The 26,198-nt window shown below is 60.3% G+C and carries 26 protein-coding genes; 11 read left to right on the forward strand and 15 right to left on the reverse strand.

The window, feature by feature from the left end:
• Positions 1-168: 168 nt before the first annotated feature.
• Together VSX56_RS00285 and VSX56_RS00290 are read right to left on the reverse strand one after the other, a co-directional pair.
• Positions 169-690 carry a hypothetical protein gene (locus tag VSX56_RS00285; protein ID WP_350933985.1) on the reverse strand — a complete coding sequence of 174 codons (522 nt, stop codon included), beginning with the start codon at positions 688-690 and terminating at the stop codon, positions 169-171.
• 466 nt (positions 691-1,156) lie between these two features.
• Positions 1,157-1,636: a hypothetical protein gene (locus VSX56_RS00290; RefSeq protein WP_339112510.1), complete on the reverse strand. Its 480-nt coding sequence runs from the start codon at positions 1,634-1,636 to the stop codon at positions 1,157-1,159.
• Between the two features lie 336 nt (positions 1,637-1,972).
• On the opposite strand from VSX56_RS00290, the gene mazG reads away from it, so the two are divergent.
• Positions 1,973-2,818: a nucleoside triphosphate pyrophosphohydrolase gene (gene mazG / locus VSX56_RS00295; RefSeq protein WP_350933988.1), complete on the forward strand. Its 846-nt coding sequence runs from the start codon at positions 1,973-1,975 to the stop codon at positions 2,816-2,818.
• A gap of 15 nt (positions 2,819-2,833) precedes the next feature.
• Here mazG and VSX56_RS00300 read toward each other — a convergent pair whose 3' ends face one another.
• Positions 2,834-3,649: a sulfite exporter TauE/SafE family protein gene (locus VSX56_RS00300; protein WP_339112509.1), complete on the reverse strand. Its 816-nt coding sequence runs from the start codon at positions 3,647-3,649 to the stop codon at positions 2,834-2,836.
• A gap of 47 nt (positions 3,650-3,696) precedes the next feature.
• The gene (dusA, locus tag VSX56_RS00305; RefSeq protein ID WP_350933991.1) at positions 3,697-4,734 is read right to left on the reverse strand and encodes a tRNA dihydrouridine(20/20a) synthase DusA; all 1,038 of its coding nucleotides are present in this window, start codon (positions 4,732-4,734) and stop codon (positions 3,697-3,699) included.
• A 622-nt stretch (positions 4,735-5,356) separates the two neighbouring features.
• On the opposite strand from dusA, the gene VSX56_RS00310 reads away from it, so the two are divergent.
• Positions 5,357-5,983 (forward strand): hypothetical protein, encoded by a 627-nt coding sequence (locus VSX56_RS00310; protein WP_339112507.1) that lies wholly within the window; start codon positions 5,357-5,359, stop codon positions 5,981-5,983.
• Between the two features lie 81 nt (positions 5,984-6,064).
• Here VSX56_RS00310 and VSX56_RS00315 read toward each other — a convergent pair whose 3' ends face one another.
• Genes VSX56_RS00315 through VSX56_RS00330 form a run of 4 tightly spaced genes read right to left on the reverse strand, consistent with a single transcriptional unit; the run spans position 6,065 to position 8,482 of the window.
• The gene (locus VSX56_RS00315) at positions 6,065-6,592 is read right to left on the reverse strand and encodes a DoxX family protein (RefSeq protein ID WP_350933993.1); all 528 of its coding nucleotides are present in this window, start codon (positions 6,590-6,592) and stop codon (positions 6,065-6,067) included.
• 1 nt (position 6,593) lies between these two features.
• Positions 6,594-7,301 (reverse strand): HvfC/BufC family peptide modification chaperone, encoded by a 708-nt coding sequence (locus tag VSX56_RS00320; RefSeq protein WP_350933995.1) that lies wholly within the window; start codon positions 7,299-7,301, stop codon positions 6,594-6,596.
• Positions 7,298-8,131: an MNIO family bufferin maturase gene (gene bufB / locus VSX56_RS00325; protein WP_350933997.1), complete on the reverse strand. Its 834-nt coding sequence runs from the start codon at positions 8,129-8,131 to the stop codon at positions 7,298-7,300. The genes VSX56_RS00320 and bufB overlap by 4 nt, the downstream gene beginning before the upstream one ends.
• Positions 8,132-8,182: 51 nt before the next feature.
• Positions 8,183-8,482 (reverse strand): BufA1 family periplasmic bufferin-type metallophore, encoded by a 300-nt coding sequence (locus VSX56_RS00330; RefSeq protein ID WP_339112503.1) that lies wholly within the window; start codon positions 8,480-8,482, stop codon positions 8,183-8,185.
• 194 nt (positions 8,483-8,676) lie between these two features.
• Between VSX56_RS00330 and VSX56_RS00335 the strand changes: the two genes are divergently transcribed.
• Both VSX56_RS00335 and VSX56_RS00340 read left to right on the forward strand, forming a co-directional pair.
• Positions 8,677-9,231 carry a sigma-70 family RNA polymerase sigma factor gene (locus VSX56_RS00335; RefSeq protein WP_339112502.1) on the forward strand — a complete coding sequence of 185 codons (555 nt, stop codon included), beginning with the start codon at positions 8,677-8,679 and terminating at the stop codon, positions 9,229-9,231.
• A complete protein-coding gene (locus VSX56_RS00340; protein WP_350934000.1) occupies positions 9,213-9,815 on the forward strand; it encodes an NrsF family protein in 603 nt (200 codons plus the stop codon). The genes VSX56_RS00335 and VSX56_RS00340 overlap by 19 nt, the downstream gene beginning before the upstream one ends.
• 82 nt (positions 9,816-9,897) lie before the next feature.
• Here VSX56_RS00340 and VSX56_RS00345 read toward each other — a convergent pair whose 3' ends face one another.
• On the reverse strand, positions 9,898-10,776 hold the full coding sequence (locus tag VSX56_RS00345) for an aldo/keto reductase family oxidoreductase (protein ID WP_339112500.1): 879 nt from the start codon (positions 10,774-10,776) through the stop codon (positions 9,898-9,900).
• Positions 10,777-10,881: 105 nt separating this feature from the next.
• Here VSX56_RS00345 and VSX56_RS00350 point away from each other — a divergent pair, with 105 nt between their 5' ends.
• The 3 genes from VSX56_RS00350 to VSX56_RS00360 all read left to right on the forward strand — a co-directional run bounded on the left by VSX56_RS00350 (position 10,882) and on the right by VSX56_RS00360 (position 14,080).
• Positions 10,882-11,826: a LysR family transcriptional regulator gene (locus VSX56_RS00350; RefSeq protein ID WP_339112499.1), complete on the forward strand. Its 945-nt coding sequence runs from the start codon at positions 10,882-10,884 to the stop codon at positions 11,824-11,826.
• A 174-nt stretch (positions 11,827-12,000) separates the two neighbouring features.
• Entirely contained in the window at positions 12,001-12,450 is a 450-nt protein-coding gene (locus VSX56_RS00355) for a hypothetical protein (RefSeq protein ID WP_350934003.1), read from the forward strand.
• A 496-nt stretch (positions 12,451-12,946) separates the two neighbouring features.
• A complete protein-coding gene (locus tag VSX56_RS00360) occupies positions 12,947-14,080 on the forward strand; it encodes a Hint domain-containing protein (protein ID WP_350934005.1) in 1,134 nt (377 codons plus the stop codon).
• Between the two features lie 110 nt (positions 14,081-14,190).
• Here VSX56_RS00360 and VSX56_RS00365 read toward each other — a convergent pair whose 3' ends face one another.
• The 3 genes from VSX56_RS00365 to VSX56_RS00375 all read right to left on the reverse strand — a co-directional run bounded on the left by VSX56_RS00365 (position 14,191) and on the right by VSX56_RS00375 (position 18,455).
• The gene (locus VSX56_RS00365) at positions 14,191-15,429 is read right to left on the reverse strand and encodes an aminopeptidase (protein WP_350934007.1); all 1,239 of its coding nucleotides are present in this window, start codon (positions 15,427-15,429) and stop codon (positions 14,191-14,193) included.
• 111 nt (positions 15,430-15,540) lie between these two features.
• The gene (locus tag VSX56_RS00370; protein WP_350934009.1) at positions 15,541-17,166 is read right to left on the reverse strand and encodes an alpha-D-glucose phosphate-specific phosphoglucomutase; all 1,626 of its coding nucleotides are present in this window, start codon (positions 17,164-17,166) and stop codon (positions 15,541-15,543) included.
• Between the two features lie 233 nt (positions 17,167-17,399).
• The gene (locus tag VSX56_RS00375; protein ID WP_350934011.1) at positions 17,400-18,455 is read right to left on the reverse strand and encodes a sensor histidine kinase; all 1,056 of its coding nucleotides are present in this window, start codon (positions 18,453-18,455) and stop codon (positions 17,400-17,402) included.
• Between the two features lie 170 nt (positions 18,456-18,625).
• Here VSX56_RS00375 and VSX56_RS00380 point away from each other — a divergent pair, with 170 nt between their 5' ends.
• A complete protein-coding gene (locus VSX56_RS00380; protein WP_339112493.1) occupies positions 18,626-19,042 on the forward strand; it encodes a hypothetical protein in 417 nt (138 codons plus the stop codon).
• Between the two features lie 21 nt (positions 19,043-19,063).
• Here the strand turns inward: VSX56_RS00380 and VSX56_RS00385 are convergent, their stop codons facing one another.
• Together VSX56_RS00385 and gmk are read right to left on the reverse strand one after the other, a co-directional pair.
• A complete protein-coding gene (locus VSX56_RS00385; protein ID WP_350934015.1) occupies positions 19,064-19,582 on the reverse strand; it encodes a gamma carbonic anhydrase family protein in 519 nt (172 codons plus the stop codon).
• Positions 19,579-20,217 (reverse strand): guanylate kinase, encoded by a 639-nt coding sequence (gene gmk, locus VSX56_RS00390; protein ID WP_339112491.1) that lies wholly within the window; start codon positions 20,215-20,217, stop codon positions 19,579-19,581. Before gmk ends, VSX56_RS00385 begins: the two co-directional genes overlap by 4 nt.
• Positions 20,218-21,139: 922 nt before the next feature.
• On the opposite strand from gmk, the gene VSX56_RS00395 reads away from it, so the two are divergent.
• On the forward strand, positions 21,140-21,883 hold the full coding sequence (locus VSX56_RS00395) for a PAS domain-containing protein (RefSeq protein WP_339112490.1): 744 nt from the start codon (positions 21,140-21,142) through the stop codon (positions 21,881-21,883).
• Positions 21,884-22,071: 188 nt separating this feature from the next.
• On the opposite strand, the gene VSX56_RS00400 is transcribed toward VSX56_RS00395, so the two are convergent.
• Positions 22,072-23,445, reverse strand: a complete 1,374-nt coding sequence (locus tag VSX56_RS00400) for a class II 3-deoxy-7-phosphoheptulonate synthase (RefSeq protein ID WP_350934018.1) — start codon at positions 23,443-23,445, stop codon at positions 22,072-22,074.
• A 215-nt stretch (positions 23,446-23,660) separates the two neighbouring features.
• On the opposite strand from VSX56_RS00400, the gene VSX56_RS00405 reads away from it, so the two are divergent.
• Together VSX56_RS00405 and VSX56_RS00410 are read left to right on the forward strand one after the other, a co-directional pair.
• The gene (locus VSX56_RS00405; RefSeq protein WP_350934020.1) at positions 23,661-24,785 is read left to right on the forward strand and encodes a GlxA family transcriptional regulator; all 1,125 of its coding nucleotides are present in this window, start codon (positions 23,661-23,663) and stop codon (positions 24,783-24,785) included.
• Between the two features lie 203 nt (positions 24,786-24,988).
• Positions 24,989-26,173: an ABC transporter substrate-binding protein gene (locus VSX56_RS00410; RefSeq protein ID WP_350934023.1), complete on the forward strand. Its 1,185-nt coding sequence runs from the start codon at positions 24,989-24,991 to the stop codon at positions 26,171-26,173.
• Positions 26,174-26,198 lie beyond the last annotated feature (25 nt).

Below are 26,198 nucleotides of genomic sequence, written 5' to 3' on the forward strand. Positions count from 1 at the left end.
AGTTCCTGTCCGGGGTGGGTGGGGGTGAAACCCGGGGGAGAGCTGCCAACCCCGGGCGGGGTGATCCCGGACAGGATCCTCGGCGAAAGATGTGTCATCGCCCGCAGTCGCGGAAGATCACGGCGATATGGGGTGGTCACAGGGGTGATCTGACCACCCGAGGCAGGGTCAGAGGGTCTGCTGGTTGATCATGGTCTGCAGCTTGGCACGTTCTGCGCCGACCATATCCTGCGCGCTCATCTCGGCGATATCGGTGCATTCCTCGATCATGAAGGCAAAGAAATCACTCTCGAATTCGACGCCATCGACCACAAGGCGGGCGATGAAACGCAGTTTGGCGAGAGCTTCCTTAAGGTTGGAAGGTTCGGTTTCATAGATTACGCTTTCCAGCGTGTTGAGCTGGTAGCGATAGATGCGGACCTCGGTCTCGAGTTCTTCGATCTCTGCGGTCTCGCTGGTATGAACGGGAGGACGCTCCGGGATATCCATGGTGCCACGCAGGGCGGATTTGATGCGCTCTTCGCTGATCATCTGGTGATAGCGCGACATCTTGGCCTGCTGCTCGGTCAGAACGCGATCGCACAGACCCTCGATATAGTCATAGCGGCGGATCAGCTCGATCAGCGACTTGGTGTCCTTGCGCTCCGCCTGAGGAACACCGGTGGTCTGGAAGTTGACTGCGTTCTGCATCGTATTCGTCCTTCTGTTCGCCTGTGGCAGCCAGCCCTGTCTTGCTGCCGATGACCCTATAATTGCGGGTCCGCTTGGCCAAATGAGGGAGGAAGAAAGGCATTGTTTCCCACTTGGTTACCAATTCATTAACGATGACCGGCAGGTGGTTAAATATCGTTAACATGATGGCGCATCCAATTTTCTTATAATTTTCAGTAAATTAGAATTTAAAATCGGATGGCAGAAATAAGGCGGCGATTTTCGGGCGAGATCCGGAGGTAAATCTTTACCCTTTATTTACCAATCAGGCAGGCCTTGCCCCATTTCAACACAGGCACGGCCAGAAATGAGATCGGTTCGGAACTGGAAACAAAGGCGAGATCAACCGTGATTCTGCGAGGAAGAGAATCGGATCAAGTGCCATAGACGGCTATAGGCGCCGCAAGCATGGAAAAAGGCGCCCCCGAGGGCGCCTGAAGCAGGGTCAATGAGGAAGGGCGCTGACACTATCGACACCGGCAAAGCCGGTCTCGGACAGCAGATCCGAGCATTCCTCCATCACATTGGCAAAGTAATCGGGCGAGAACTCGTATCCGTCCTGCATCTGCCCAGACAAAAAGCGCAGCTTAGAAAGTGCTTCGGCCGCATCGCGCGGAGGGGTCTCAAAGATTACATCCTCGATCAGTGCCATCTGATAGCCGATGATACGGATCTCCTGCTCCAGCTCGTCGATCTCGGCGAGTTTGATATCGGCATTACGCGCCGCCCCCCCCTCGCCCAGAGACGCATCCTCTCCGATGGCAACGATCTCGCGCTGCAGTTCGAGCGAATGGGCTTCCTGTTCGGAGAGCATCTTGTCGGACAGATCGCGCAGGTAGCTATGGCGCGCGACAAGCTCGGTCATCGGCAGTCGTTCCGACGGGCCCCCGAGGCGCCCGTTCTGGGGTTTCACATCTGCAAACATCACCAGTCATCCCTTCTTGGTGCACAATTGTTGCGGCTCTCGCCAGAAGACCCGAAATCACGGACCCCAAACAACCACGTCCCCGCTCCATCCCGTTCGAGGATGATGCGACCTTGTGCCAAGCGAAGAGATGACACTTCGTGTCACACGATATCCGGAGACTTCTGGCCCCCGACCTCGCCTGGCTGGCGCGGTCTTCATGGTTGACACTAGTAGGGTCCGCTTAACGCAAGGTGAATTTGTTCCCGTTTTGATCGCATTCTTCCGCCCGCTCTGGACTCTCCAAATGCAGGACCGGATAAAGACCACGACCCTGTAAAAAAGAAAGGCTCCGCCATGGCCCGCCCCGATGATCCAATCATTACCGATGACACACAGCAGGCCGGCCACCAGTTCCAGCGACTCATGGCAATCATGGAGAACCTGCGCGATCCCCAGACCGGTTGCCCTTGGGATATCGAGCAGGATTTCGCCTCCATCGCGCCCTATACGCTCGAGGAGGCGCATGAGGTGGCCGATGCGATCGAGCGCGAGGCATGGGACGAGCTGCCTGCCGAGCTGGGTGATCTGGCGCTGCAGGTGGTCTTCCACGCGCAGATCGCCAAGGATCGCGGGCTCTTCGATGTGACGCAGGTGCTCAGTGCCATCAACAACAAGATGGTGCATCGCCATCCCCATGTCTTCGGCACCGAGAGCCGTGACAAATCCTCGGCCCAGCAGACGCTCGATTGGGAGAAAATCAAGGCCGCCGAGCGCGCGGCCAAAGGGATCGCGGAGAAACCCACCGGTGTTCTGGATGATGTGGCGCTGGCCCTGCCCGCGCTGACCCGTGCGCTCAAGCTGCAAAAACGCGCCGCACGGGTAGGCTTTGACTGGTCCGATATCGGCGATGTTCTCGCCAAGATCGCGGAAGAGGCCGACGAACTGGCCGAGGCGCGCGACGAGCTGGGCCCTCAGGAGATGGCCGAGGAATATGGCGATCTGCTCTTCGTGATGGTCAATCTCGGGCGGCATCTGAAGCTCGACCCCGAGGCCTGCCTGCGCGCGGCCAATACCAAGTTCACCCGCCGCTTCGGCTATATCGAGGACAGCCTGCGCGCTTCAGGCAAGACGCCCGAGCAGAGTGATCTGGCCGAGATGGACGCCCTCTGGGACAAGGCAAAGGCTGCGGGGATCAAATGATCCCCGCAGGCCCGCTCAGAACAGCACCTTGCGCGCCATGTTCAGCGCGACCAGAGCAAGGAAGACGGCAAAGACACGCTTGAGCATCTTGGGGTCCAGCTTATGCGCAAGTGCGGCGCCCAAGGGGGCCGTCAGTGTGGTGGTGGCGATCACGATGAGGAAGGCGGGGATATTGACCGCACCGATCGTATAGGGCGGCGCATCGCTGACCGGGGTCAGCAGGAAACCGATGGCCGAGGGCACGGCGATGATCACCCCGAACCCCGAGGCCGTCGCCACCGCACGGTGGATCGGCACACCATGCAGCGTCATCAGCGGCGTGCCGATCGAGCCGCCGCCAATCCCGAGCAGCACCGAGACCAGACCCGTCAGCGGCGCATAGATCATCCGGCGCCCGAGACCCGGCATCTCCTCGGCCAGCCGCCAGGTCGATTTGCCAAAGAGCATATACATAGCGATCACAAAGACCATCACCGCAAAGATGACCTGCAACGCGGAAGTGCTTAGCTGATGCACGACAAGAACGCCCACCAGCGCACCGATGGCAATCAGCCATGCCCATGCTTTCAGGATCGACCATTCCACCGCGCCGCGTTTGTTATGCGCCAGCACAGAGCGGCAGGACGTCACGATGATGGTGGCAAGCGAGGTTGCCACGCAGACCTGCATCAGGTCGTTCGAGCCATAGCCCAATGCCGAGAACAGGTAGAAAAAGGCAGGCACCAGTACGATACCGCCCCCTACCCCCAGAAGCCCCGCCAGCACACCGGCAAAGGCCCCTGTTGCGATCAGGATAAGAACGAGCGGGATGAGTGTAGCAGGGTCGGTCATAGGCGCGTGTGGCTCCGGAGTGTTACAAAAGGCCCGTGACGGACCGGTCAGTCTTGCTCGGACTGCGCGCGCATGGCCTGCGCCACCGCCCCTACCGCCTGAACGAAAAGCGCACTATCGGCACCCGTGCGGGTCGCTCCTTCGGACAGGATCTGGCGATACCGCCGCGCGCCGGGCTTGCCATGGAACAGGCCGAGCATATGGCGCGTAATCTGATGCAAGCGTCCACCGTGAGCAAGGTGATTATCGATGTAAGGCACCATGGTTTCCGCAATTTCAAAAGGATCGCGCGGCGCGCCCTGCCCCCAGAGTCGCTGATCGGCCGCGCCAAGAATCTCCATCGGCTCGTGATAGGCCGCGCGCCCGACCATCGCGCCGTCGAGCCCGCGCGCCAGTGCCTCCTCAGCCGCAGCCAATGTGGCAAGGCCGCCATTCAGCGAAATATTGAGATGCGGATACTCGGCCTTCATCCGCTCGACGAGCGGATAGTCGAGCGGCGGGATCTCGCGGTTGTCCTTGGGCGACAATCCTTGGAGCCACGCCTTGCGGGCATGGATGGTAAAGCGCGTGACGCCCGCGGCCGACACCGTCTCGAGAAAACGCGGGAGCACCTCGTAAGGGGCCTGATCATCTACCCCGATGCGGCATTTCACGGTGACCTCGGCATGGGCCACGGCCTGCATCTCGGCCACGCATTCGGCCACCAGCTCGGGCGTCTTCATCAGCACGGCGCCGAAGGCCCCCGATTGAACGCGATCCGACGGGCAGCCGCAATTGAGATTGATCTCGTCATAGCCCCAGTCATTGGCGATCCGCGTGGCCTCGCGCAATTCCGCTGGATCAGACCCGCCCAGCTGCAGGGCCACCGGATGTTCGGGCGTATTATAATCGAGAAGCTTGGAGCGGTCGCCATGCACGATCGCAGGGGCGGTGACCATTTCGGTATAAAGCAGAGCGTGATGCGAGATCTGGCGATGGAAGAAACGACAATGCCTGTCAGTCCAGTCCATCATGGGTGCCACAGAAAGCCTAAAGCTACTGTTTTTATAAATAAAATCAGATTTATTCAGGTCTTGATCCGTCATGTCATCCCGCAAGATTTTTGTTTGTTCACAGTGAGTCAACTTCCTGTCCCTGGTGCAACCGCTGCATTCTGGCAGAGACAGGAACGGGCCTTGGCAGATCGGGCCGCTGGCCGACAGAAGCCCCGGACCGGGTCGCCGGTCTATAACGCAGATCTCAGGACAATGCGAGACGGCAGTTGATCGGCCTCCAATAGCGCGGCTCGGCCCTCTTACCAACCGTCCGGCCATCCCCGCGCCGCGCCTATCTAGGCACGACAGGCCTTGCATGGCAGTTTGCGCGCATCCCCAAAAATCGAGCCCCTCCCCATACCACTGTCACGCAAGCGCTCGGTGTTTTCTCCGTCTTCGGGATGGTTCCTGACGATTTGTCAGCCCGTCACAACAGGTCTGCGCCGGAACATGTTGCCTGATCGCGCCCCCGCGCTACCGGCTGCCAACGGGTAGCTTTCCAATTGTCAGAAGCTCCCGCTCACGGGCCGGAGTTTACTGATGCACAGCCCCTGCGCGACGGAACCCTGATAAATCCTTTCCGAGCCCTTCACATCCGAGCTGAAGGTAGATAATTCGCCCCCTTCATGACAGAATTGTGTCGCCGAATGGTTGGCGGCCGGGAGGACGAGCCGTGAATGCAATAAGGTGGATCGGAGTGGTGCTGCTGGTTGCGAGTGTACCGCTGGCGCTGTGGTTGCCACTCTGGACGAGCTTCGAGAACGGGCCCGTCGAAACGTCGCAGGCGCTCCTTCTACTGGTCGGCGCGGGCCTCTCTCTCCGCTATGCGCGGGTCCCGACACAGGATGCGCGGGGGGGCTGGTTCTGGCTGGCGGCGGTGCCGTTCTGGATCGGTCTCGCGCTACGCGAGCTGAGCTGGGGGGCGGTGTTCCTTGCTCCGCAATCCATCGGCGAACACGGGCCGCAATTCTCGTCCCATGTGCTGTGGTACAAGCCCTTCGTGGCCCCCGTGATGATGGCGCTTCTGGTGCTGGCAGTTGTGAGTTTCCTTTACGGGCGCGGGATCCGCCGTATCGGCCAGCTGATCGCACATAAGGCCTTCCCCTTTGGTGATTTCGGCCTGTTCATTCTGGCGATGCTGGTCTCCTCTGCCGCAGAGGGCCATGTGGGAAGCAGCCTCTATGGCCTACCCAACGGGCAGGTCACCGAGGAGATTGCCGAATTTGCGGCCTATATGTTCCTCTTCTCCGCCCAGTGCCGGATCTTCGCAGCGCTCGGAAGGCTCTCCCCGCGCCAGTAACTGGAGCGGACATCGGGCGTGCGAACCGGCCACCCCACCGTAGGCGGGGCCCCGGACCACAAGGCATCGTCTCTGCCGCCCCTATCTTGGAGTATGACGGCGTAACCCGTTAAACAGACGGTCCGCCGAAAACCATCCGCCTCCCGAGACTGCAAGCCCCCCCAGAAGCCAGATCCACAGAAGCCGCTGGTCCAGCAGGCTATCCGCGGCGCGATCAAAGAGCTTTCCCGCAGTCTCCGGTCCGACACCATGGCCCACGAGATCCGTCACCGTCATGACTATGATGAAGCCGATCATCATGACCGAAGCCGCCCGTGTCGCCAGTCCGGCAAGGATCAGCGCGGGCAGAATGATCTCCGCCGCAGTGCCAGCGGCCACGACCAGTTTCGCGAGAGGCGCGAGGCCGTCCGGATCATATCCCAATGCCTCCATCCTGCGCGGAAAGATCTGCACATAGGCCGACGCCGACAAGCCGAAACCATCGAGCTTGGTCAGGGCCGAGGTCCAGAAGAAGCGCAGCAACACCGCCGCAAACACAAGCCGTGTGACACAGCCGAGGGCCAGCATCTCCCGCGTGGGCGCCTGCGGCCCGAAAATGACCCGCCTCATGCTATCGGCCTCCCGTGGTCAATGCGCCTGCCCGAACGAGGCAGGAAAGGATGGCCACCGGATCGGACCGCCCCTCGAGCGCGACTTCCAGATCACGTCCCTGCGACAGGTCCGAAAATGTGGCCTTGGTCCCACGTGGAGCCTCGGCAATCAAAACATCCGCATGGGGACGCGTGATCAACACCTCTCCGGGCGCGGCAGATTTCAGATCCGGCCTGCCGGAATTTCGGGCCCATGCCGAGAGTGCCGCGCTGCGCAGGGACAGACAATGCGCAGCCGGATGCGGCACGATCCCCGCGCCAACGCTTTCGCCGAGCGTCTCCTGCGTCACGACCGCGCAATCACGCGCATGGCAGGCAAGGCGCAATGTCATCTCGATACAGGCGACCTCGGGCAGATAGGGCAGACCGACCACGGGCGCAAAGCCCTCCAGCCAGCCGGCAAAGGGGCCTCCGTAACACGCCATGACCGGATCACGGGGCGGATGGTCGCGGATGAACTCGCGCGCCATAGCCGTAAAAAACTCGTGCCCGACCAGTGCCTCGACTGCGGGAAACCCCGCCCGAAGCGCCGCGGTCAGAGCCACCGCGACATTGTTGCGATAGACCGAAAACCTGCGTGCGGCTTCGGCGGGCGGATGGTCGATGGCGAGATCCGGCATCTTGGCCTGCCCGCGCAGCCCCGCAATGAATTGTGTCTCGTGGCTCATGCCGGAACCTCATCGAGCAGCGCCTGCGCCCGCGCCGCCTCGGCCTCGAGGATGGCAAACTCCGGCACATCCTCGTCCCATTCGATCAGGACCGGCCTCGGCCCGATCCGCCCGATGACCTCGGCACAAAGCGCCCAGACCGGATCGGCGACAGCGGTGGAATGGCTATCGATCAGCAATTCCCCCCCCCCGCCCGGATCCGGCACATGCCCTGCAAGATGGATCTCTCCCGTGCGTTCGAGCGGATAGGCCGCCAGATAGGCCTCGACACCGATGCCCACATTGACCGAGGACAGGAAGAGATTGTTCAGATCCAGAAGCATGCCGCAGCCGGTCTTCTCGGCAACGCGCGCAAGGAACTCGGGCTCGGGGATGGTGCTATCGGCAAGGCGCAGATAGCTGGTCGGATTTTCCAGAAGCATCTGCAGACCGAGCCGGTCCTGCACCTCGGACACATGATCGGCCACATGCCGAAGCGTGGCCTCGGTATAGGGCAAGGGAAGCAGGTCGCTGTAATAGGCACCCTGATGGGTAGACCATGCAAGATGTTCGGAAAACTGCGCGGGTCTGATGCGGTCAAGCAACTGCTGCAACCGGCGCAGATGCAGTCGATCGAGCGGCCCCTCGCCCCCGATCGACAATCCCACGCCATGCACCGAAATCGGAAACCGCTCCGCCAGATCCATCAGCATCGCAAGGCGGGGGCCGCCCTCGATCATGTAATTCTCGGCATGGATCTCAAGCCAGGACACAGCGCCGGGACGGGCGAGATCCTGCAGATGCTTCGGCTTGAAACCGATTCCGGCGCGGGCGGGCAAGGCTGTGGTCATGGCGCTCTCCTCGGGCTATGCGGCGCGCGGTGGATCCGCGCGCCGGACCTCTCACATTTTCGGAAGATCGCGTTCAAGCGGCGTCAGCGCGCCCATGCGCGCATGCCCGTTCGCCATGGCCGGAAGCTCCATATCGGCACAGGTGCCAGCAGGCACCAGCGTCCACGCATTGCCCTGATAATCCATCTTCGACGTTCCCGCGCAGGTGGTGCCGGGGCCTGCGGCACAGCCGTTCTGGCCTGCAAGCGCAACGCCGTAGCATTTTTCCTGTCCTGCGGCATGGGCGGGCAATGAAAGACCGGTGACGGTTGCGGCGATAATCGTGGCGAGGCCGAGAGTTGTGTTGGACATGTCTAGCTCCTGATGGGTTGACGCAGATCCTTCGTGTCTGCCTCAGGGTCTTCGGCTCCGGCCTTGCAGATGTTACAGCGATCACCGTTCTGTGATACGAAAAGCCCGCATGAAAATTTCGCACCAGTGCTGTAACATCCACGCATTGCCGCCCGTAGACATTCATAGAGTGGCACAAACATGGCAGGCCCCGCATGGCTCAGGCCGATTTCGAGATAGAGACATGGATGCGTGCCGGACTGGCCGGAGACCGGAGGGCCTATTCGGCCTGCCTCTCGGCGCTTGCGCCACGCATGAGGGCGATGGCGCGCACGGACCTTCCGGGTTCGCTGGCGCATCTCGTCGAAGATGTGGTGCAGGAGGCGCTTCTGGCGATCCATCTCAAACGTGGCAGTTGGGACCCCACCCGCCCGCTCCTGCCTTGGGTGCGGGTCATCGTGCGCCGCAAGGCGATCGATGTGATGCGGGCCCGCCCGAAAGGCGGGCATGAGCCGATCGAGGACCACCACGATCTGCATGGCGTGGCGGTCGATCCGCTAGAAGGACTTCTGCTGGAGCAGGCTCTGGCGCGACTGCCCGACAGGGATGCCTCGCTGGTGCGCGATCACGCATTGGGCGGGGCCGAGCCCGAGGCTCTGGCTCGCAAATTCGGGCTCAGTCCGGGGGCGCTGCGCGTGGCGTTGCACCGTGCATTGAGCCGACTGGCCGAGGCGGCAAGAAAGGACGAGGAATGGAAACCGAAAACCTGATCGCGGCGCTCAGCGCCGATACAACACCGCCCCGCTATCCGCATCTGCGGCTCCGGCTACTGGCGGGAGGCGCGGTCTCGATCGCTCTCATGGTCCTCCTGTGGGGCCCGCGTCCGGATTGGAGCGAGGCCATACGCACCCTGCCCGTATTGCTCAAACAGACGCTGCCGCTGGCCTTCGCATTGCTACTGGCGCGTCCGCTCGCGCGCCCTGTCGAGGACCGTCCCGCCTCGCTCAGAGCCCCTCTTGCCCTCATGATCCTGTGCGGACTGGTCTGGGGGTGCGCGATGATCGGGGGCGGTAATCTCTGGGGCCGGACATGGTGGATCTGCCTGCTGTCCATTCCGGCCTTGGGCCTGCCTATCGGCGGGTTTCTTTTTGTGGGCCTTCGCCGCCGGATCGTCGTGGATGGCAGCAGGACGGGCTGGATCGCCGGCCTTTTCGCCGGTGCGTTGGCGGCCATGATCTATGCCATCCATTGCGATGATGACGGCCCGGCCTTCTATCTGCTTTGGTATGGTGCGGCGATCCTGATCTGCGGTCTGGCCGGACGGATCGCCGGGCGGCAGCTCTTGCGCCTGTGAGGGTCTCCCTACTGCAGGCAATCAAGAGGGAACGACCGAAACGCCCGGCAGTCTCCTGCCGGGCGTAACCTTGTGCGATGTATCAGGCGGTCTGCCGACCGATTGCATCGAGCCGTTGCAGCGCCTCCCGTGGCAATTCCAGATCGGCTGCCGCGATATTTTCATGCAGATGCGACAATGTCTTGGTGCCCGGAATGACGAGGATATTCGGCGATCTCTGCAACAGCCATGCCAGCGCGACCTGTTGCGGCGAGGCCCCGAGGCCGGCGGCAACCGCGTCCAGCTCCCGCGATTGCAGCGGCGTGAAACCACCCAGCGGGAAGAACGGCACATAGGCAATACCCTCGGCGGCCAGCGTCTCGATCAGCGCATCATCGCTCCGGTTGGCGATGTTGTAGAGGTTCTGCACGCAGACGATCTCGGTGATCTTGCGCCCTTCTGCGACCTGTGCGGCGGTGGCGTTGCTGAGCCCGATATGCCGGATCAGACCCTGCGCCTGTAGCTCGGCCAGCACCGTGAGCGGCTCCTCGATCGAGCCTTCGGCAGGCCCCTCCGCAAACATCAGCCGCAGGTTGACGACCTCCATCGCCTCGAGACCGAGATTGTCGAGATTGTCGCGCACAGCCGCCACAAGATCATCGGGGGAGGCTGCGAGGTTCCACGAGGCATCCGCCCCGCGTCGCGCGCCCACCTTGGTCACGATGCTCAGATCCTGCGGATAGGGGTGGAGCGCCTCGCGGATAAGCTGGTTGGTGACATGCGGACCATAAAAATCCGAGGTATCGATATGGTCGATCCCTGCCTCGATCGCGGCACGCAGAACCGCGAGCGCCCCCTCGTGATCCGCGGGTGGGCCGAAGACATGCGGACCGGCCAGCTGCATGGCGCCATAGCCGAGGCGGTGGACCGTCCGCCCGCCCTTGAAGGTGAAGGTCCCGCCGAGTGTCGATGTCGTGATCATGGTACCGCCCTTTCGTAACCGGATTTCGATGTCCCTGTATATGGACGTTGGCTATTGTAAGGGAATACCCTGCTTTCCGTTCAGGCTGTCCGGATAAAGAGAACAATGCGCGATCAAAGAGATCTACGGTATTTCATAGCTGCGGCACGGCATGGCGGGTTTCGCGGCGCGGCGCGGGCGACATCGACCTCTGCCTCGAGTATCAGCGAGGCGGTCATCCGGCTTGAGGAACGGCTCGGAGTGCGGCTATTCAACCGCACCACACGAAGCGTCGCACTGACGCAGGCCGGTGAGACACTGCTGGCGCGGCTCGTCCCCGCGCTCGAGGAAGTCGATGCGGCACTCGAGGCAACCTCGGCCCTTGGTAAGGGGCCGCGCGGACTTCTACGGCTGAACGTGCCGGGGGCTGTGACCCGCACCATCCTGCCGCCCATTCTCGAGCGCTTTCTGGCGGCACATCCCGACATCACCCTCGAGTTGATCGCCAATGACGGCTTTGTCGACGTGCTGGCAAGCGGCGCGGATGCCGGTATCCGCTACGAGGAAGCCCTCTCGCAGGATATGATCGCTGTGCCCATCGGCCCGCGCAGCCAGCGCTTTGCGGCCGCGGCCGCCCCGAACTATCTCGAGCGGCGGGGGCATCCGCGGCACCCGCACGATCTGCTGTCGCATGACTGTATCCGCACCCGCTTTCCCGGCGGCGCACTCGGGATCTGGGAGTTCGAAAAGGCCGGTGGCGTCGTGAAGATCGATCCCCCGGCAAGGATGACGGTCAGCACACAGGCCGTGGATATGGCGATCTCGGCTACCGTTGCCGGTCTCGGCATCCTTATGACTTTCGACGGATGGCTGGAGCCGTTACTGGAGGATGGCCGCCTCCTGCCGGTCCTGGAAGACTGGTGGCCCACATTCTCGGGGCCGTTCCTCTACTATCCGGGCCGCCGCCACATGCCCCCGCCACTGCGCGCCTTCGTGGATTTCGTAAAGGCGGAACAGGCTGACGAGCGGGCCGAAGGTCGATCCCGGTCCCAAGGGATTGGCCCCCTATGAGCAACATACGTTGACTTCGCTCGTCGTTTATATTAAATAAACTTGTGCGATTGATCAGTAAAACTGGTCTTTATGGGGTACCTGACTGGCGCGCCCCTTTCGTTCTTACTGGCAGACAGGCTGGCGATGCTGCCGCCCGCGAAGTCTTTTCGATGATTTTGATGGTGTACACTCATGGTCTCCCCGAGCAAGCCTGCCGCGATGGCAATGGCCATGGCGCAAACGTTTCTGGACGAGAATGTAGAGGCACTGCTCTCGAATGATTTCGAGGCTATAAGAAGGATGTGCAGCCTGCCGTTCCGTCTTGAAACGATGGACAAGAAGCGCATTCTGAGGACGACCGAGGGGCTAAAAACCGCAAGCACCGCCTGTTACGAGAGCCTGCGTTCCCGAAATATCAGCCATATCATCCGCAGGTGCCTTGAAGCTGCGTGGTGTGATCCAGAAACGATCTGTGTTCTCTATGAAACCCGGTATGTGAGCGGTGGCCGGTTTCTTACCTATGAACCCTATCTCTCCCTCGCTACCCTGCGGCTCGAGGAAGGCCGCTGGAAGCTCAGCTCCATGCAATTTGCGAGCGATGAGGCCGAGCCGATCATCCGGCTCGTAAATCACGAGCTGTAAGCAAACCGGGCATCGCACCCGACCGGACATGCCACCTCGATGCGCGACAGGAATTACGCGGCATCCGGTCTATTTCCGTGCGCCTCAGAGAGCGGATTACCCTTTACAGATTGGCTGAAACGAGCTGATTCGCTCCCCGTTTCGATAGAAAAATAACGCAGCAGAACCGCTATCGAAAAAATTAACTAAAATGATTGCCTAATTTTTAATCATATTCTGGATGATCGTAGTTAAGCCCTCAGAAGCTACCCAAGGTCACCTGTCAGCGGGAGAGGTTTACATTTGATTAATCAACACCCGATGACAATCTTACAGATGTAACCACCTACACTCACTCATCTGAGGATTGCATAGGCTCTTTTCCATTCCGGCTTCCGGAGCGGGAATGTCTGGCCGTGCACCCTAGCGTTTCCTTTGCGAGGCATGCCGCTTCGCGAGCTTGGTCAACTGTATCTATTGCCATTGGTAACAAGTAGTTAACCCTTGGAGTAGGCCCATGCCGACACGCACGCGTGATCTGACAAACATGCAAACCTATGAAGGCTCTCTTCTGGGTTTGAGCGACACTTTAGTGGTCAGCAACCTGCAAGACAGTTCGGACGGAACGCTGACGTTCGACGATAATGATGGCGATGGGAACATCGACTGGGATGCGGGCGAAAGCGCGACCTGGGACGATGACGGCACCGCTGATGAGGCGACCTATATCGGTTCGGGCACCGTCACCTCGGCGGTTTCTCTTAACGTTCTGGGACTGAGTCTCGATATCGAACTCGGCAGTTCTGTCAATGTCACCGCATGGGAGGCGGACGGGAATACCTATCTCTATTATCCCGATGGGGATCAGGCAGAGCTGCTCGACGGGCTTGTCACCCAGCTTACCGACGCCATTTCCCCCACGCTTTTGACAACTGTTCTGAATGCGCTTGGGGTCTCCAGCCTTCTTGAATATGTCGAACAGAATGCCGTTCTCACCTTCGACCTCTCGGCGGGGACCTCCATCCAGTTTCCGGTCTGCTTTGCCGCCGGCACGCAGATCGAGACCGAAGACGGGCCCGTCGATGTCGAGACGCTCACTCCGGGCTGCCGGATCCGCACGATGGATCACGGCTACCAACCTCTTAAATGGATCGGCACACGGCACCTTTCCCGCCGGAGCCTCGAGCGGAATCCCAAATTGCGCCCCATCAGGATCGAGAAGAACGCGCTGGGGCGCGGGCTACCGGAGCAGGATCTGGTCGTCTCGCCGCAGCACCGGATTCTTGTCCGGTCGAAAATCTCGCAACGGATGTTTGGACAGCTCGAAGTCCTTGTTCCCGCAAACAAACTAACCTCACTCGAGGGAGTTTCGCCTCTCGAAGATGTCGAGAGCGTCGATTATTACCATCTGCTCTTCGATCAGCATGAAATCGTCTTTTCGAACGGAGCGGCGTCAGAGAGCCTCTATACCGGCCCGCAAGCCCTCAAATCCCTGTCGCCCGAGGCGTTCGAGGAGGTGCAGACCCTGTTTCCAGAGCTATGCGCCGAGGATCACAGACCGATACCCGCACGGTTCCTGCCCGAAAAAGGCAAGGTGGTGAAAAAGCTGGTGGCGCGCCATCAAAGCAACCACAAGCCACTCTACGCCTGAACGTCGGGAGAGAGCTCCAACGACATTCCGCATTATGGAAATGGCCGGAGGCGCGTATGGCTCCGGCCAGATAGTGTGGCGTGCAAACGAACGGTCGGGCGCCTTCGGGATCAGGCCCAGTCCCCGTTGCGGAAAATCGCGACCCGGCTGCCATCGGCGCGGATGCCATCAATATCGGTCTCCGGCCCGCCAATCATCCAGTCGACATGGATCAGCGAACTGTTCCCGCCCTTCTCGGCAATCTCCTCCGGTGTCAGATCGGCACCGTTTAGGAAACATTTCGAATAGCATTGTCCCAAAGCGATGTGACAGGCCGCATTCTCGTCATAAAGGGTGTTGTAGAAGAGAATGCCGGATTCCGAGATCGGCGAATGGAAGGGCACGAGCGCAACCTCGCCCAGAGAACAGGCGCCCTCATCGGTGGCGATCAGTTCCTTCAGGACGGCCTCGCCCTTGGTCGCGCGGGCCTCGACGGCGCGGCCATCCTTGAACACCATCTCGATATTCTCGATCAGGCTGCCTTGATGCGAAAGCGGTTTGGTTGCCCGCACCGTGCCGTTGATGCGCGTCTTATGCGGGGTGGTGAAGACTTCCTCGGTCGGGATGTTCGGATTGCAGATAATACCGTTTTGCGCGGGCGAGGCACCGCCATGCCATTCATGGTCATCGGCAAGACCCACCTCAAGATCGGTGCCCGGACCAGTGAAATGCAGCGCAGCGAAGCGCTCCTCGTTGAGCCATTTGGATTTCTTGGCCAGAGTTGCGTTATGCTCGGCCCATGCCGTGACAGGGTCGGCACGGTCAACGCGCGAGGCGGCGAAGATCGCCTCGGCCAGCTTGGCCTGTGCCTCGTTGTCCGAGAGATCGGGGAAAATGCGCTTGGCCCATGCTACCGTCGGATAGCTGACGATGGACCAGTTGATCTCGAAATTGGAGATCTTCTCCAGTGCCGGTTTATAGGCTTTGGCATTGGCCTTACCCGCCCGCGAAACCTTAGCCGGATCACATTCGGACAGCAGCATCGGGTCTTCGCCCACGATCGCCAGACGCGCCGCGCCGCTGGCATAGGCTTTGGCCATCCCCTCATAGAGCCAGCCCGCAGCACTATCGAAGCTTTCATCAGACGCGAAATCGTAGCGCGCCTTCGCAATCTCGCCATCCGACAGGATGGGTGTCACGATCCCCGCACCCGCCTTATAGGCCTCGGCCACGATACGGCGCAGGAGCGGCAGCGCCTCCACAGGGGCCGTCACCACGAGATCCTGCCCTTTGCGCAGGTTCAAACCGGTTTGGACGGCCACTTTCGCCAGACGGTCAAGCGCTTCGAGATCAAAGGGTAAATCAGCCATAAGGCCCTCCTGGTCATTTCTTGGCCCCACGTTCTGCCCATCTGCAAGCAAGGTCAAGTGCATGAGAAAGGGGCGGAAGACCCGCCCCTCTCGAAACATCACTGACTAAAGTCAGGTAATCACATCGGGCTGCTGTTTGCCGGTTATGGCAGCGATCCCGACAATCTCTTCGGTCGCTTTGATGATCGGGGCCAGCGCCTCTTGCGGATCCTCGCCCAGACCTTCGGGGCCTGCGACATAGCGCTCGAGATAGACACGAAGTGTCGCCCCTTCGGTGCCGGTGCCGGACAGACGCAGCACGACCCGCGAGCCTCCCGCAAACAGGATACGGAAGCCTTGCCCCTCGGAGACGGATTGATCGACCGGATCGGTATAGGCGAATTCATCGGCATTACCGACGACAAGCCCCTGATACTCCTTGCCCGGAAGTTCGGCGAGCCTGGAACGCAGATCCTCGAGCAACGCCTCGGCCTGCTCTTTCGGCAGCGCCTCGTAATCGTGGCGCGAATAATAGTTACGCCCGAAGCGTTTGAAGTGATCTTCCATGATCTCGCCCACCGACTGGCCGCGCGCCGCGATGATATTGAGCCACATCAGGACCGCCCAGAGGCCGTCCTTCTCGCGCACATGGTCGGAGCCGGTGCCGAAGCTTTCCTCGCCGCAGAGCGACACGCGCCCCGCATCCATCAGGTTCCCGAAGAATTTCCAGCCCGTCGGTGTTTCGAAACAGGCAAGCCCCAGCGCCTCTGCCACACGGTCGACCGCCGCCGAGGTCGGCATGGAGCGCGCCACGCCCTTCAGCCCCTTGGCATAGCCGGGCACCAGTTTCGCATTGGCCGCGATAACGGCGAGGCTGTCGGAGGGAGAGACATAGGTGCCTGCACCGAGGATCATGTTGCGGTCGCCATCGCCATCGGAGGCCGCGCCGAAATCGGGGGCATTCTCGCCCATCATTTCGGCCATCAACTCATGCGCCCAGGTAGGATTGGGGTCGGGATGCATTCCGCCGAAATCCTCGAGCGGCGTTTCGTGGGTGACGGTGCCCTTGGGCGCGCCCAGACGGTTCTCGAAGATCTCGACCGCATAGGGGCCGGTGATCGCGCACATCGAATCCATGCGCATCCGGAAGCCCTTGGCAAACAGCGCCTTGAGGGCAGCGAAATCGAAAATCCCTTCCATCATATCGGCATAGGCCGCAACCGGATCGAGAACCTCGACTTCCATCTCGCCCAACATTTGCGTGCCAACGTTGCCCAGATCGATATCCTCGGCCTCGAGCTTCAGATAGGAGGTGATGTTCTTGGTGCGCTCGAAGATCGCATCGGTGATCTTCTCGGGCGCAGGACCGCCATTGGCCGCGTTATACTTGACGCCGAAATCCTCGTCGGGACCACCCGGATTATGGCTGGCCGAGAGGATCAGCCCGCCATCGGTATCAAGTGTTCGGATCAGGTTCGAGGCCGCAGGCGTCGAGAGCCATGCCCCCATGCCCACATAGACCTTGGAGGCCCCATTGGCCGCCGCCATCTTCAGGATCGTCTGTGCGGCTTCCTTGCCGAAATAGCGCCCGTCGCCGCCCAGCACCAGAACCTTGCCGTCCACACCACCAATCGCATCAAAGGTCGACTGGATGAAATTCTCCAGAAAATGGTTCTGCATGAAAACCTTGGTTTTCTTGCGCAACCCCGACGTTCCGGGCTTCTGGCCCTCGAACGGGGTGGTCTGAATCGTGGTCATGATATCTCCTCACGGACGGTCGCTTGGCGTAATGATTTGAACAGTTTGAGGGATCTTGCAAGCCTCTGTTAAGAAATCGAGGCTCGAGTTGCCGGCCCGTCCCGTGCGTCCGTCCCGGCCCGCATCCTTTCGCACTGTTACCCGGCCCAGAAGTAACCCAACCGCGCCAGAGGTCCAGCCCGTGCGACTTTATGCAGCGAAATCATGCCCGTGATGCCGACGCATCCAGAATGTTACGCCAAGGGAAGATAGACGATAAAGCGCGAGCCGACGCCTTTCTCGCTCTCGACCCTGAACCGGCCACGATGGCGCGAAACGATATGTTTGACGATGGCCAGTCCCAGTCCCGTGCCTCCCTGTTCGCGCGAGCGGTGGGTATCGACGCGGTAGAACCGCTCGGTCAGGCGGGGCAGATGGATGGCGTCGATCCCCTCTCCTTGATCCTGCACCACGACCTTCAGTGCCGCGCCGCGCAGGGCCGGTTCATGGGCCACCGTGCTCAAAGTGATGCGGACCTGTGCGTCGGGGGCCCCGTATTTGATGGCGTTCTCGATGAGATTTGAGAAAACCTGCGTCAACTGGTCGGGATCGCCCGAGACCCGTTTCGGTCCGGCCTCACCCTCGCGCAGCAAACTCACGTTGCGCGCCTCGGCCACGGGGGCAAGCGCCTGCATCGCGCCGTTGAGAACGGCCGACAGATCGACCGTCTGTGTCGGACGGCGGCGCTCCTCCGATTCTACACGGCTGAGCGAGAGAAGATCCCCCACCAGCCGGTTCATCCGCGCGGCCTCGCGCTCCATGATCGATAAAAACCGCGCCCGCGCTACAGGATCATCCTTGGCCGCATGCAGGAGCGTCTCGATAAAGCCCGACAGCGCGGTGAGCGGGGTGCGCAACTCGTGGCTGACATTGGCCACGAAATCACGCCGCTGGGCCTCGGCCTCCTCGAGCGCAGTGACATCCTCGAACACGATCAGCGCGCCCCCCTGCGGCAGCTCGCTGAGCGGATCGGCAGGCATGGGAGAGACAGTGCACATTACCGACATCTCGCGACCGCCCAGCGAAAGCCTGTCGCGCGCGCGCTCCTCGCGCCCATGCTTGAGCGCCTCGTCCAGCGCGAAATTGATGGCAGGCTTGCGGATAACGGTGACGAATGTCCGCCCCTCCAGACCATCCCCCAGCAGACTGATGGCCGAAGGGTTGGCATAGGCGATCTTCTCGTTCTGCCCGATCAGCAGGATCGGAAAGGGAATGGCGCCGAGCGCCGTTATCGTCGAAGATTTTCTCATCACCACCCCCGTTTTTCTTTTGGTAGAGTTGACCTAAATCAGAATAGCGTAAACAGTTGATGACAGTATTTTTCTCCGTTTACCATTTAGTAACCACAAGAGGTTTTAGGGGTGTGACATTCCACCCCGTGGCGAGTTAACCTGATCTCAACGAAAAGGATTGACGCAATATGATCTCTCGGAACGGATCACATATTTCTCCATCAGAGCTTGGTGCCAAATCCGCCGAACTGGCGGATCGGCGCATCCTTGTGATCGAACCGTCGATGGAACTGCCGCATGCGTTGCGCGGAGTGACCGGTGCGGCCGTTACCATCGCCCGACTGGCCACCATCGACCATGCACTGATCGAAAGGACCGCACCCGATCTCGTGCTCTCGCCACTTCTGTCGGAGGCGTTCGATATTCTGGATCTCGCCCATGTGCTGCTCAAACATGGATATACCGGACCGTTGCGGGCCTATTGCCTGCCGCTGCCCAATGCCGATCTGATCAAACAGGAAGTGCGCCAGATCTGGCCCGAGCGCGATTTCGATATTTTCGAGATACCGGGGCTGGCCCCGTCGCCAAACATGCCCCGCCGCTGAGCGTCGGGGCCAAAGCGGCGGTCAGATACGCTTGAGACCGGTGCGATATCTCTCGGCATTCGCGCGGTAGCGCGCAGCCCCCTTGACCAGCATGGCGTGATCCGCCTCGTTCAGCTCCCGCATGATTTTTGCGGGCGCGCCAAGCACCAGCGAATTATCGGGGATGACCTTCCCTTCGGTCACAAGAGCGCCTGCGCCGATCAGACATCCCCGCCCAATCTTGGCACCGTTCATCACCATCGCGCCCATACCAATCAATGTGCCTGCGCCAATCTCACAGCCATGCAGCAGCGCCCGATGGCCAATGGTGCAATCGGGGCCAACGACCAGTGGGAAGCCCATATCGGTATGCATCACTACGCTTTCCTGCACATTCGATCCGGCACCGATGAAGATCTCTTCATTATCGCCGCGCAGGGTCGCGCCAAACCAGACCGACGCCCCCTCCTCGAGCACCACGCGTCCGATCAGATTGGCATCCTCGGCCACCCATACGTTGTCCGCGATGCGCGGACGGAATCCATCAAGCTCGTAGATCATCGTGCCTCGAACTCCTCATCAAGTCCGCGGATGAACGCACTGAGCCCGGGTTGGCGGTCGCGGCGTGCGCGCTCGGCCATCAGGATGGTCTTCAGCTCTGCCTCCGCCACATCCAGATCGCGATTCACAAGAACATAGTCATATTCCGCCCAATGGCTGATCTCGGACATGGATTTCTCCATGCGGCCCGCAATCACCTCGTCACTATCTTGCGCGCGCGAACGTAAGCGGCTCTCAAGCTCGGCAATCGAGGGCGGCAGGATGAAGATGGATACGACATCCTTGCCGAGCGCAGAATTGCGGATCTGCTGTCCGCCCTGCCAGTCGATATCGAACAGCGTATCGCGGCCCGCACTCATGGCCGCCTCGACCGGCGCTTTCGGCGTGCCGTAGGAGTTGCCGAAGACTTTCGCATGTTCGAGCATTTCGTCGGCCTCGACCATCCGGTCGAATTCCTCATGGGTCTTGAAGAAATACTCGACTCCTTCGGTCTCGCCGGGACGCGGCGCACGGGTGGTGGCCGAGACGCTGAAACTGAGCGTCGGGTCCCAAGTCATCAACCGCCGCGCAAGCGTCGATTTTCCGGCCCCCGAGGGCGACGAAAGAATAATCAAGATACCACGCCGATCGGCCATAGGCTCCCCACTCCATATATCAGGTCTTGTCTCGTTGCCTCGATAGCGCCCCGAGGGCCGCAATCACAGGCTTTAGCGCCCGCGAGCTGGCCTGCGCCTAACATTTTTATGACCGGAAAGTCGAGAGAACGCGATTCTGGCCGCAGGAGAGCCCTCAGGCGCTGCAAGATCACGCCTGATCGGCGCGCATGCCCAAATGGAAATCAGAAAAACTTCGGGCAAAGTCCTCCGATTCTCCGACCGAATTTATTAAATCTTTCACTTCTACCGCCGGAAGCCGGTCATTTTTCGCTACCTTGAATCGGGACAATGACCAAATGTCTTAACAAAACATTACGACGCCCTCGAAATATAGCTCGTTTTCTCCCGAAGGATTAACCATAACTCCTTGGCCTGTTTACCAAAATTCCACCCTTCCCGAACGGGGCATCCGATGCCTGAAAAGTTAACCTAAAACTGGTCAGGTATTTTGTTCAAATCCTCCTAAAGCTGTAACGATAGATCTCGCGCACATCTATAGAGAGACCATCATAATCTATATATTACAACATGTTAGAATAGTATTCTCCCTAGGGGTGAACGGACCGGCTCGCGCCTGTCAGACGGGAAATCGGGCGCATCTTCCCAGCAATCCTGTCGAAATCGCTGCCGTTTCATGGAGAAATCGGGCGCCTGCATTAAGCACTTAACCAGCCCTGAAACCTGGTGTAGCTTTCCTTTGGTAAGGCGCGGTTCTGACAGGTGGCATTTTAACCATTTTATCAGTTCATGCTCCATTTTCCGGTGAAATCGCGTATTAAGAGTTCAGTAAGCAATTCGATCCCGTGGCCTGCGAAACGGCCCATTCCGCAAAATGCGAGGGGATAAACTCAAACTGGCAGGCAGGCGCCGCGCGCCGCCGCAGATCGCAGGAACGATGACGATGGAAAACGATACGAAGGTAGTGCACATGGATCTCTCGGCTGGCAAAGGGCGTCAGGTCGCCTCCGAGCTTCGCGCCTATTGGGAAGCGCTGCGTATGGGGCGCACCGTTCCGGCGCGTTCCGATATCGATCCGCGCGGCATCGAACGTGCGCTCGAATATGCCTTCATCATCGAACGGGTCGCACCGGGCATGGGCCGCTTCCGTCTGGCCGGTATGCATCTTAATGATCTGATGGGAATGGAAGTGCGCGGCATGCCAATGACCGCCATGTTCGAACCTGCTGGCCGCAAGAAGATCGCCGAAGCCACCGAAGCCTGCTTTACCGGCCCCGCGATTGCCGAACTTGATCTCATTGCGGATGACGGCATCGGCCGCCCTGCCCTGAAGGCCAAGCTTCTGCTGCTACCGCTGAAATCCGATCTTGGGGATATCAACCGCGCGCTTGGCTGCCTTGTGGCAGAAGGCGACAGCATCGGCCGCACCCCGCGCCGCTTCACTGTGGTCGATGCGCGCATTACCCAGATCGAACAGGGCAAACCGACCCCCGCCGAGCTGCCGCAACCCGCGCGCCCCGAGCTGGCAGGCTTCGCCGAACATGCGCCCCGCTTCGGTCACGCGCCGCGCAAGCCCGGCGTGCCGAACTCGGTGATCCCGCAGGCCCCGCGCGCCGATGCTCCGGCAGCGCCGACCACCCCCGAGGCGCGTCGCGCCATGTTCCGTGTGGTTACGAATAACGACTGATACCCGGGGTGGCGCCCCTTGCGGTCTCGCTAAAGCGCCTGGTCACTCAGATATCTTCAGAATGAAGCGAAGCCCTGACGCAGAATGCGGAGGGGCTTCGACCATTTGGGGCCAGCGGTTTTGCACGGCGCATGGAAGAGGGGGCCAGAGCCCCCCTTCCCGGTCTCGATATACGGCGCAAACAACAATCAAAGATTGTTGACGGCGCGTTGCTGGCTGCGGCGGTTCTGAAGCTCTTCCGCCACAAGGAAGGCCAGCTCCAGCGCCTGGTTCGCGTTGAGACGCGGATCGCAGGCGGTATGGTAGCGGCTCGACAGATCCTCGTCCGACACCGCGCGCAAACCGCCGGTGCATTCGGTCACATCCTTGCCGGTCATCTCGAAATGCACACCGCCCGGGATCGTGCCCTCCGCATTATGAACGGCGAAGAACTCGCGCACCTCCTGCAGCACCGATTCAAACGGACGTGTCTTGTAGCCACTCGCCGATTTGATGGTATTGCCGTGCATCGGGTCACAGGACCAGAGCACATTGGCGCCCTCTTCTTGCACCGCACGCACGAGACGCGGCAGATGCTCGCCCACCTTGCCCGCGCCAAAACGCGCGATCAGCGTGAGACGACCGGCCTCGTTATGCGGATTAAGTTTGGCCATCAGCACCTTGAGATCTTCGACCGTGGTCGAGGGACCGCATTTCAGCCCGATCGGGTTCTGGACCCCCTGACAGAAGGCAACATGTGCGCCATCCGGCTGACGGGTGCGGTCGCCGATCCAGATCATATGACCCGAGCCCGCAACCGGCAGACCGGTCGTGGTGTCGGTCCGGCACAAGGCTTCTTCATATTCCAGCAGCAGCGCCTCGTGCGAGGTGTAGAAATCGACCGCTTTCAGCTCGGGCGCGGTTTCGGAGGTCACGCCAGCGGCGGCCATGAAATCCATCGCCTCGGTGATCCGGTCAGCCAGAACGCGGTATTTCGCGGCTTTTTCCTCATCGGTGAAGCTGGTGATCCAGCCATGCACACGATGGATATCGGCATAACCACCGGTCGAGAAAGCCCGCAAAAGGTTAAGCGAGGCGGCCGCTTGCGTATAGGCCTGAAGCATCCGGTTCGGATCGGGCACGCGTGCGGCCTCGGTGAAGTCGAACCCGTTGATGATATCGCCGCGATAGCTCGGCAGTTCGACCCCGTCGAGCGTCTCGGTTGGGGCAGAACGCGGCTTGGCAAACTGGCCAGCCATACGCCCGACCTTGACCACCGGAACCTTCGCCCCCCAAGTCAGGACGATGGCCATCTGCAACATGACCTTGAATGTGTCACGGATATTGTCTGCGCCGAATTCGGCAAAACTTTCCGCGCAATCCCCGCCCTGCAGCAGGAAGGCCTCGCCACGCGAGGCCCGTGCCAACTCGTCACGCAGACGACGTGCCTCGCCCGCAAAAACCAGAGGAGGCATCCGCGACAGTGACTGTTCGACAGCGTTTAACGCCGCGGCGTCGGGATAGTCGGGCATCTGCACCCGCGGTTTCGCGCGCCAGTCCGACTTTTTCCAACTCTGAGCCATCAGTTCCTCCATTCAGGCGTCGTAATTCAGGGCCGCTTTATAGGCCGGACAGCGCTAACAACAAACAGATTTTATCCTACTGCACAAAGTTTAGGCTGTGATAACAAAAACGGCACCTTGCTGCCGATTTGCTACGCGCTAACACCGAGCTTTCTCTTGCGGCCTCCGGCTATCGGTGATTGGGTCGGAGGCCATCAAAGATTGATGTGTGTGAGATGCGCAAAACCACCCCGAAAAGACTTACGGCCCGGCCCGCCCCCTCCTATGGCTCCCAGCGCCTTCCTGTGCAAATCCGCGCGAAGCGGGTGGTTTTCCTGTTGCTTGACCGTTTTACGCTCATGGCATTCACCAGCGCGCTCGAGCCGCTGCGTCTGGCAAACCAGATCTCCGGCCAGCCGCTCTATGAATGGGTGCTTGCCTCCGAGAGCGGCACGACGGTGCAAAGCTCGAGCCGCGTCGAGATCAATGTCCATATGGGACTGACCGAATTGCAGCGCGAGGATACCATCATCGTCTGTGGCGGGATCGATGTGATCGAGGCCACCACGAAACCGGTGATCAGCTGGCTCCGGCGCGAGGCACGCAAGGGCGGCGTCGTCGGCGGGCTGTGCACAGGCGCGTGGGCACTGGCCGAAGCGGGCCTCCTTGATGAACGCCGCGCCACCATCCACTGGGAAAACCACGACGCCTTCATCGAGGAATTCGACGAGGTAGACCTGGCCAAGTCTGTTTATGTGATCGATGGCAACCGGATGAGTTCGGCCGGCGGGACTGCGGCGCTCGATCTCATGCTGCGGATCGTGGCGCGCGATCATGGCGAGGCACTTGCCAACACGGTTGCAGATCAGCTGATATATACTTCCATCCGAACGGAAAAAGACAGTCAGCGGCTCTCCATTCCAACGCGCATCGGGGTCCGTCATCCCAAGCTTGCGCAGGTGATCGGGCGGATGGAAGCGAATATCGAGGAGCCGATCTCGCCTGCCAAACTGGCCACTGAAGTCGGCATGTCCACGCGGCAGCTGGAACGCCTGTTCCGCCGGTATCTCGACCGGAGCCCGAAGCGTTACTATATGGAGTTGCGGCTACAGAAAGCCCGTGCGCTCCTGATGCAGACCGAAATGTCTGTGATCAATGTGGCGCTGGCCTGCGGGTTCGCCTCGCCCTCGCATTTCTCGAAATGCTACCGTGCCCATTACCAGACTACGCCGTACCGCGAACGCGGTGCCTCCGGTGGCGCCCCGCTGGAGGCGATGCCCGACGAAGAAATGGCAATGGTCGAGGAACTGCCCATCGATATGGACTGGGAATTCGATGCCGAACCGGAAGATGAGAAATAAGATAAATATCGACCTTTAGAGCACTAATATTTAAAGTATTTTTCTGTTTAATAAAAGCCAGCCCGATGTCATTTGCCCGTTTTTAATGCAACCATTTAAAGATGTGAATATTCACCCATAAAGGCCAAAACTCACGCTTCCCTTCGGCAGACTTCCCTTTTAACCTGATGATCAAATTAGAACACGTTCAGGGGAGAACTCTAATGCGCAACCTTCTTCTGGTATCGACGGCAATCGCCATGACCGGCACCGCCGCGCTTGCCGATGACGTCAAAATCGGCGTCCTTCTCGGCTTCACCGGCCCGCTTGAATCGCTCGCGCCCGGCATGGCCTCGGGGGCCGAGCTGGCGATGAAGGAAGTCACCGATAGCGGAAAATTCATGGATGGTTCGACCGTTACACCGGTGCGCGGCGATTCGACCTGTATCGATGCCGGCGCGGCCACCTCTGCCGCCGAACGCCTGATCACCGCCGAGGGCGTGAAGGGGATCTTCGGGGCGATGTGCTCGGGCGCTACCACCGCCGTGCTGCAAAACGTCGCGATGGCCAACGGTATCGTCATGATCTCGCCCTCGGCCACCTCGCCTGCGCTCTCCACCATGGATGATGACGGGCTGTTCTTCCGCACCGCGCCGTCCGATGCACGGCAGGGCGATGTCATGGCCGACATCATTCTCGAGCATGACATCAAATCCGTCGCGCTGACCTATACCAACAATGACTATGGCAAAGGTCTGGCCGATAGCTTCCAGAAGGCCTTCGAGGAGAAAGGCGGCACCGTCACCGTTTCGGCAGCACATGAGGATGGCAAAGGCGATTATTCTGCCGAAGTCGGCGCGCTTGCCTCGGCTGGTGGCGATGCACTTGTCGTGGCCGGCTATGTCGATCAGGGCGGATCGGGTATCCTTCGCGGCGCACTGGATGCAGGTGCCTTCGACACATTCGTGCTCCCCGATGGGATGGTGGCCTCCGCACTCGAACAGAATTTCGGCGACGAGCTTGATGGCTCCTTCGGCCAGATCCCGTCCTCGGAAGGCGAAGGCAAGGACAAGTTCCTCGAGATGGCCACGGCTGCGGGCTTTGACGGCAATCAGGTCTATTCCGGCGAATCCTACGATGCGGCAGCTCTGATCATGCTGGCTATGGCAGAAGCGAAATCGACCGATCCGAGCATCTATAAAGAAAAGATCATGGGCATCGCCAATGGTCCGGGCGAGAAGATCCTTCCCGGCCAGCTGGGTCACGCGCTTGATCTGATCGCCGAAGGCAAGGCCATCGATTATGATGGTGCCTCCTCGGTGAACTTCATCAACGGCGGCGAATCTGCGGGCACCTTCCGCGAGGTCGAAATCAAGGACGGCAAAATCGAGACGGTCAAATACCGCTAAGCCTGCCGACATCCAACGAACAGCC

The sequence above is a fragment of the Thioclava kandeliae genome (assembly GCF_040297545.1).
GTDB lineage: Bacteria > Pseudomonadota > Alphaproteobacteria > Rhodobacterales > Rhodobacteraceae > Thioclava > Thioclava kandeliae.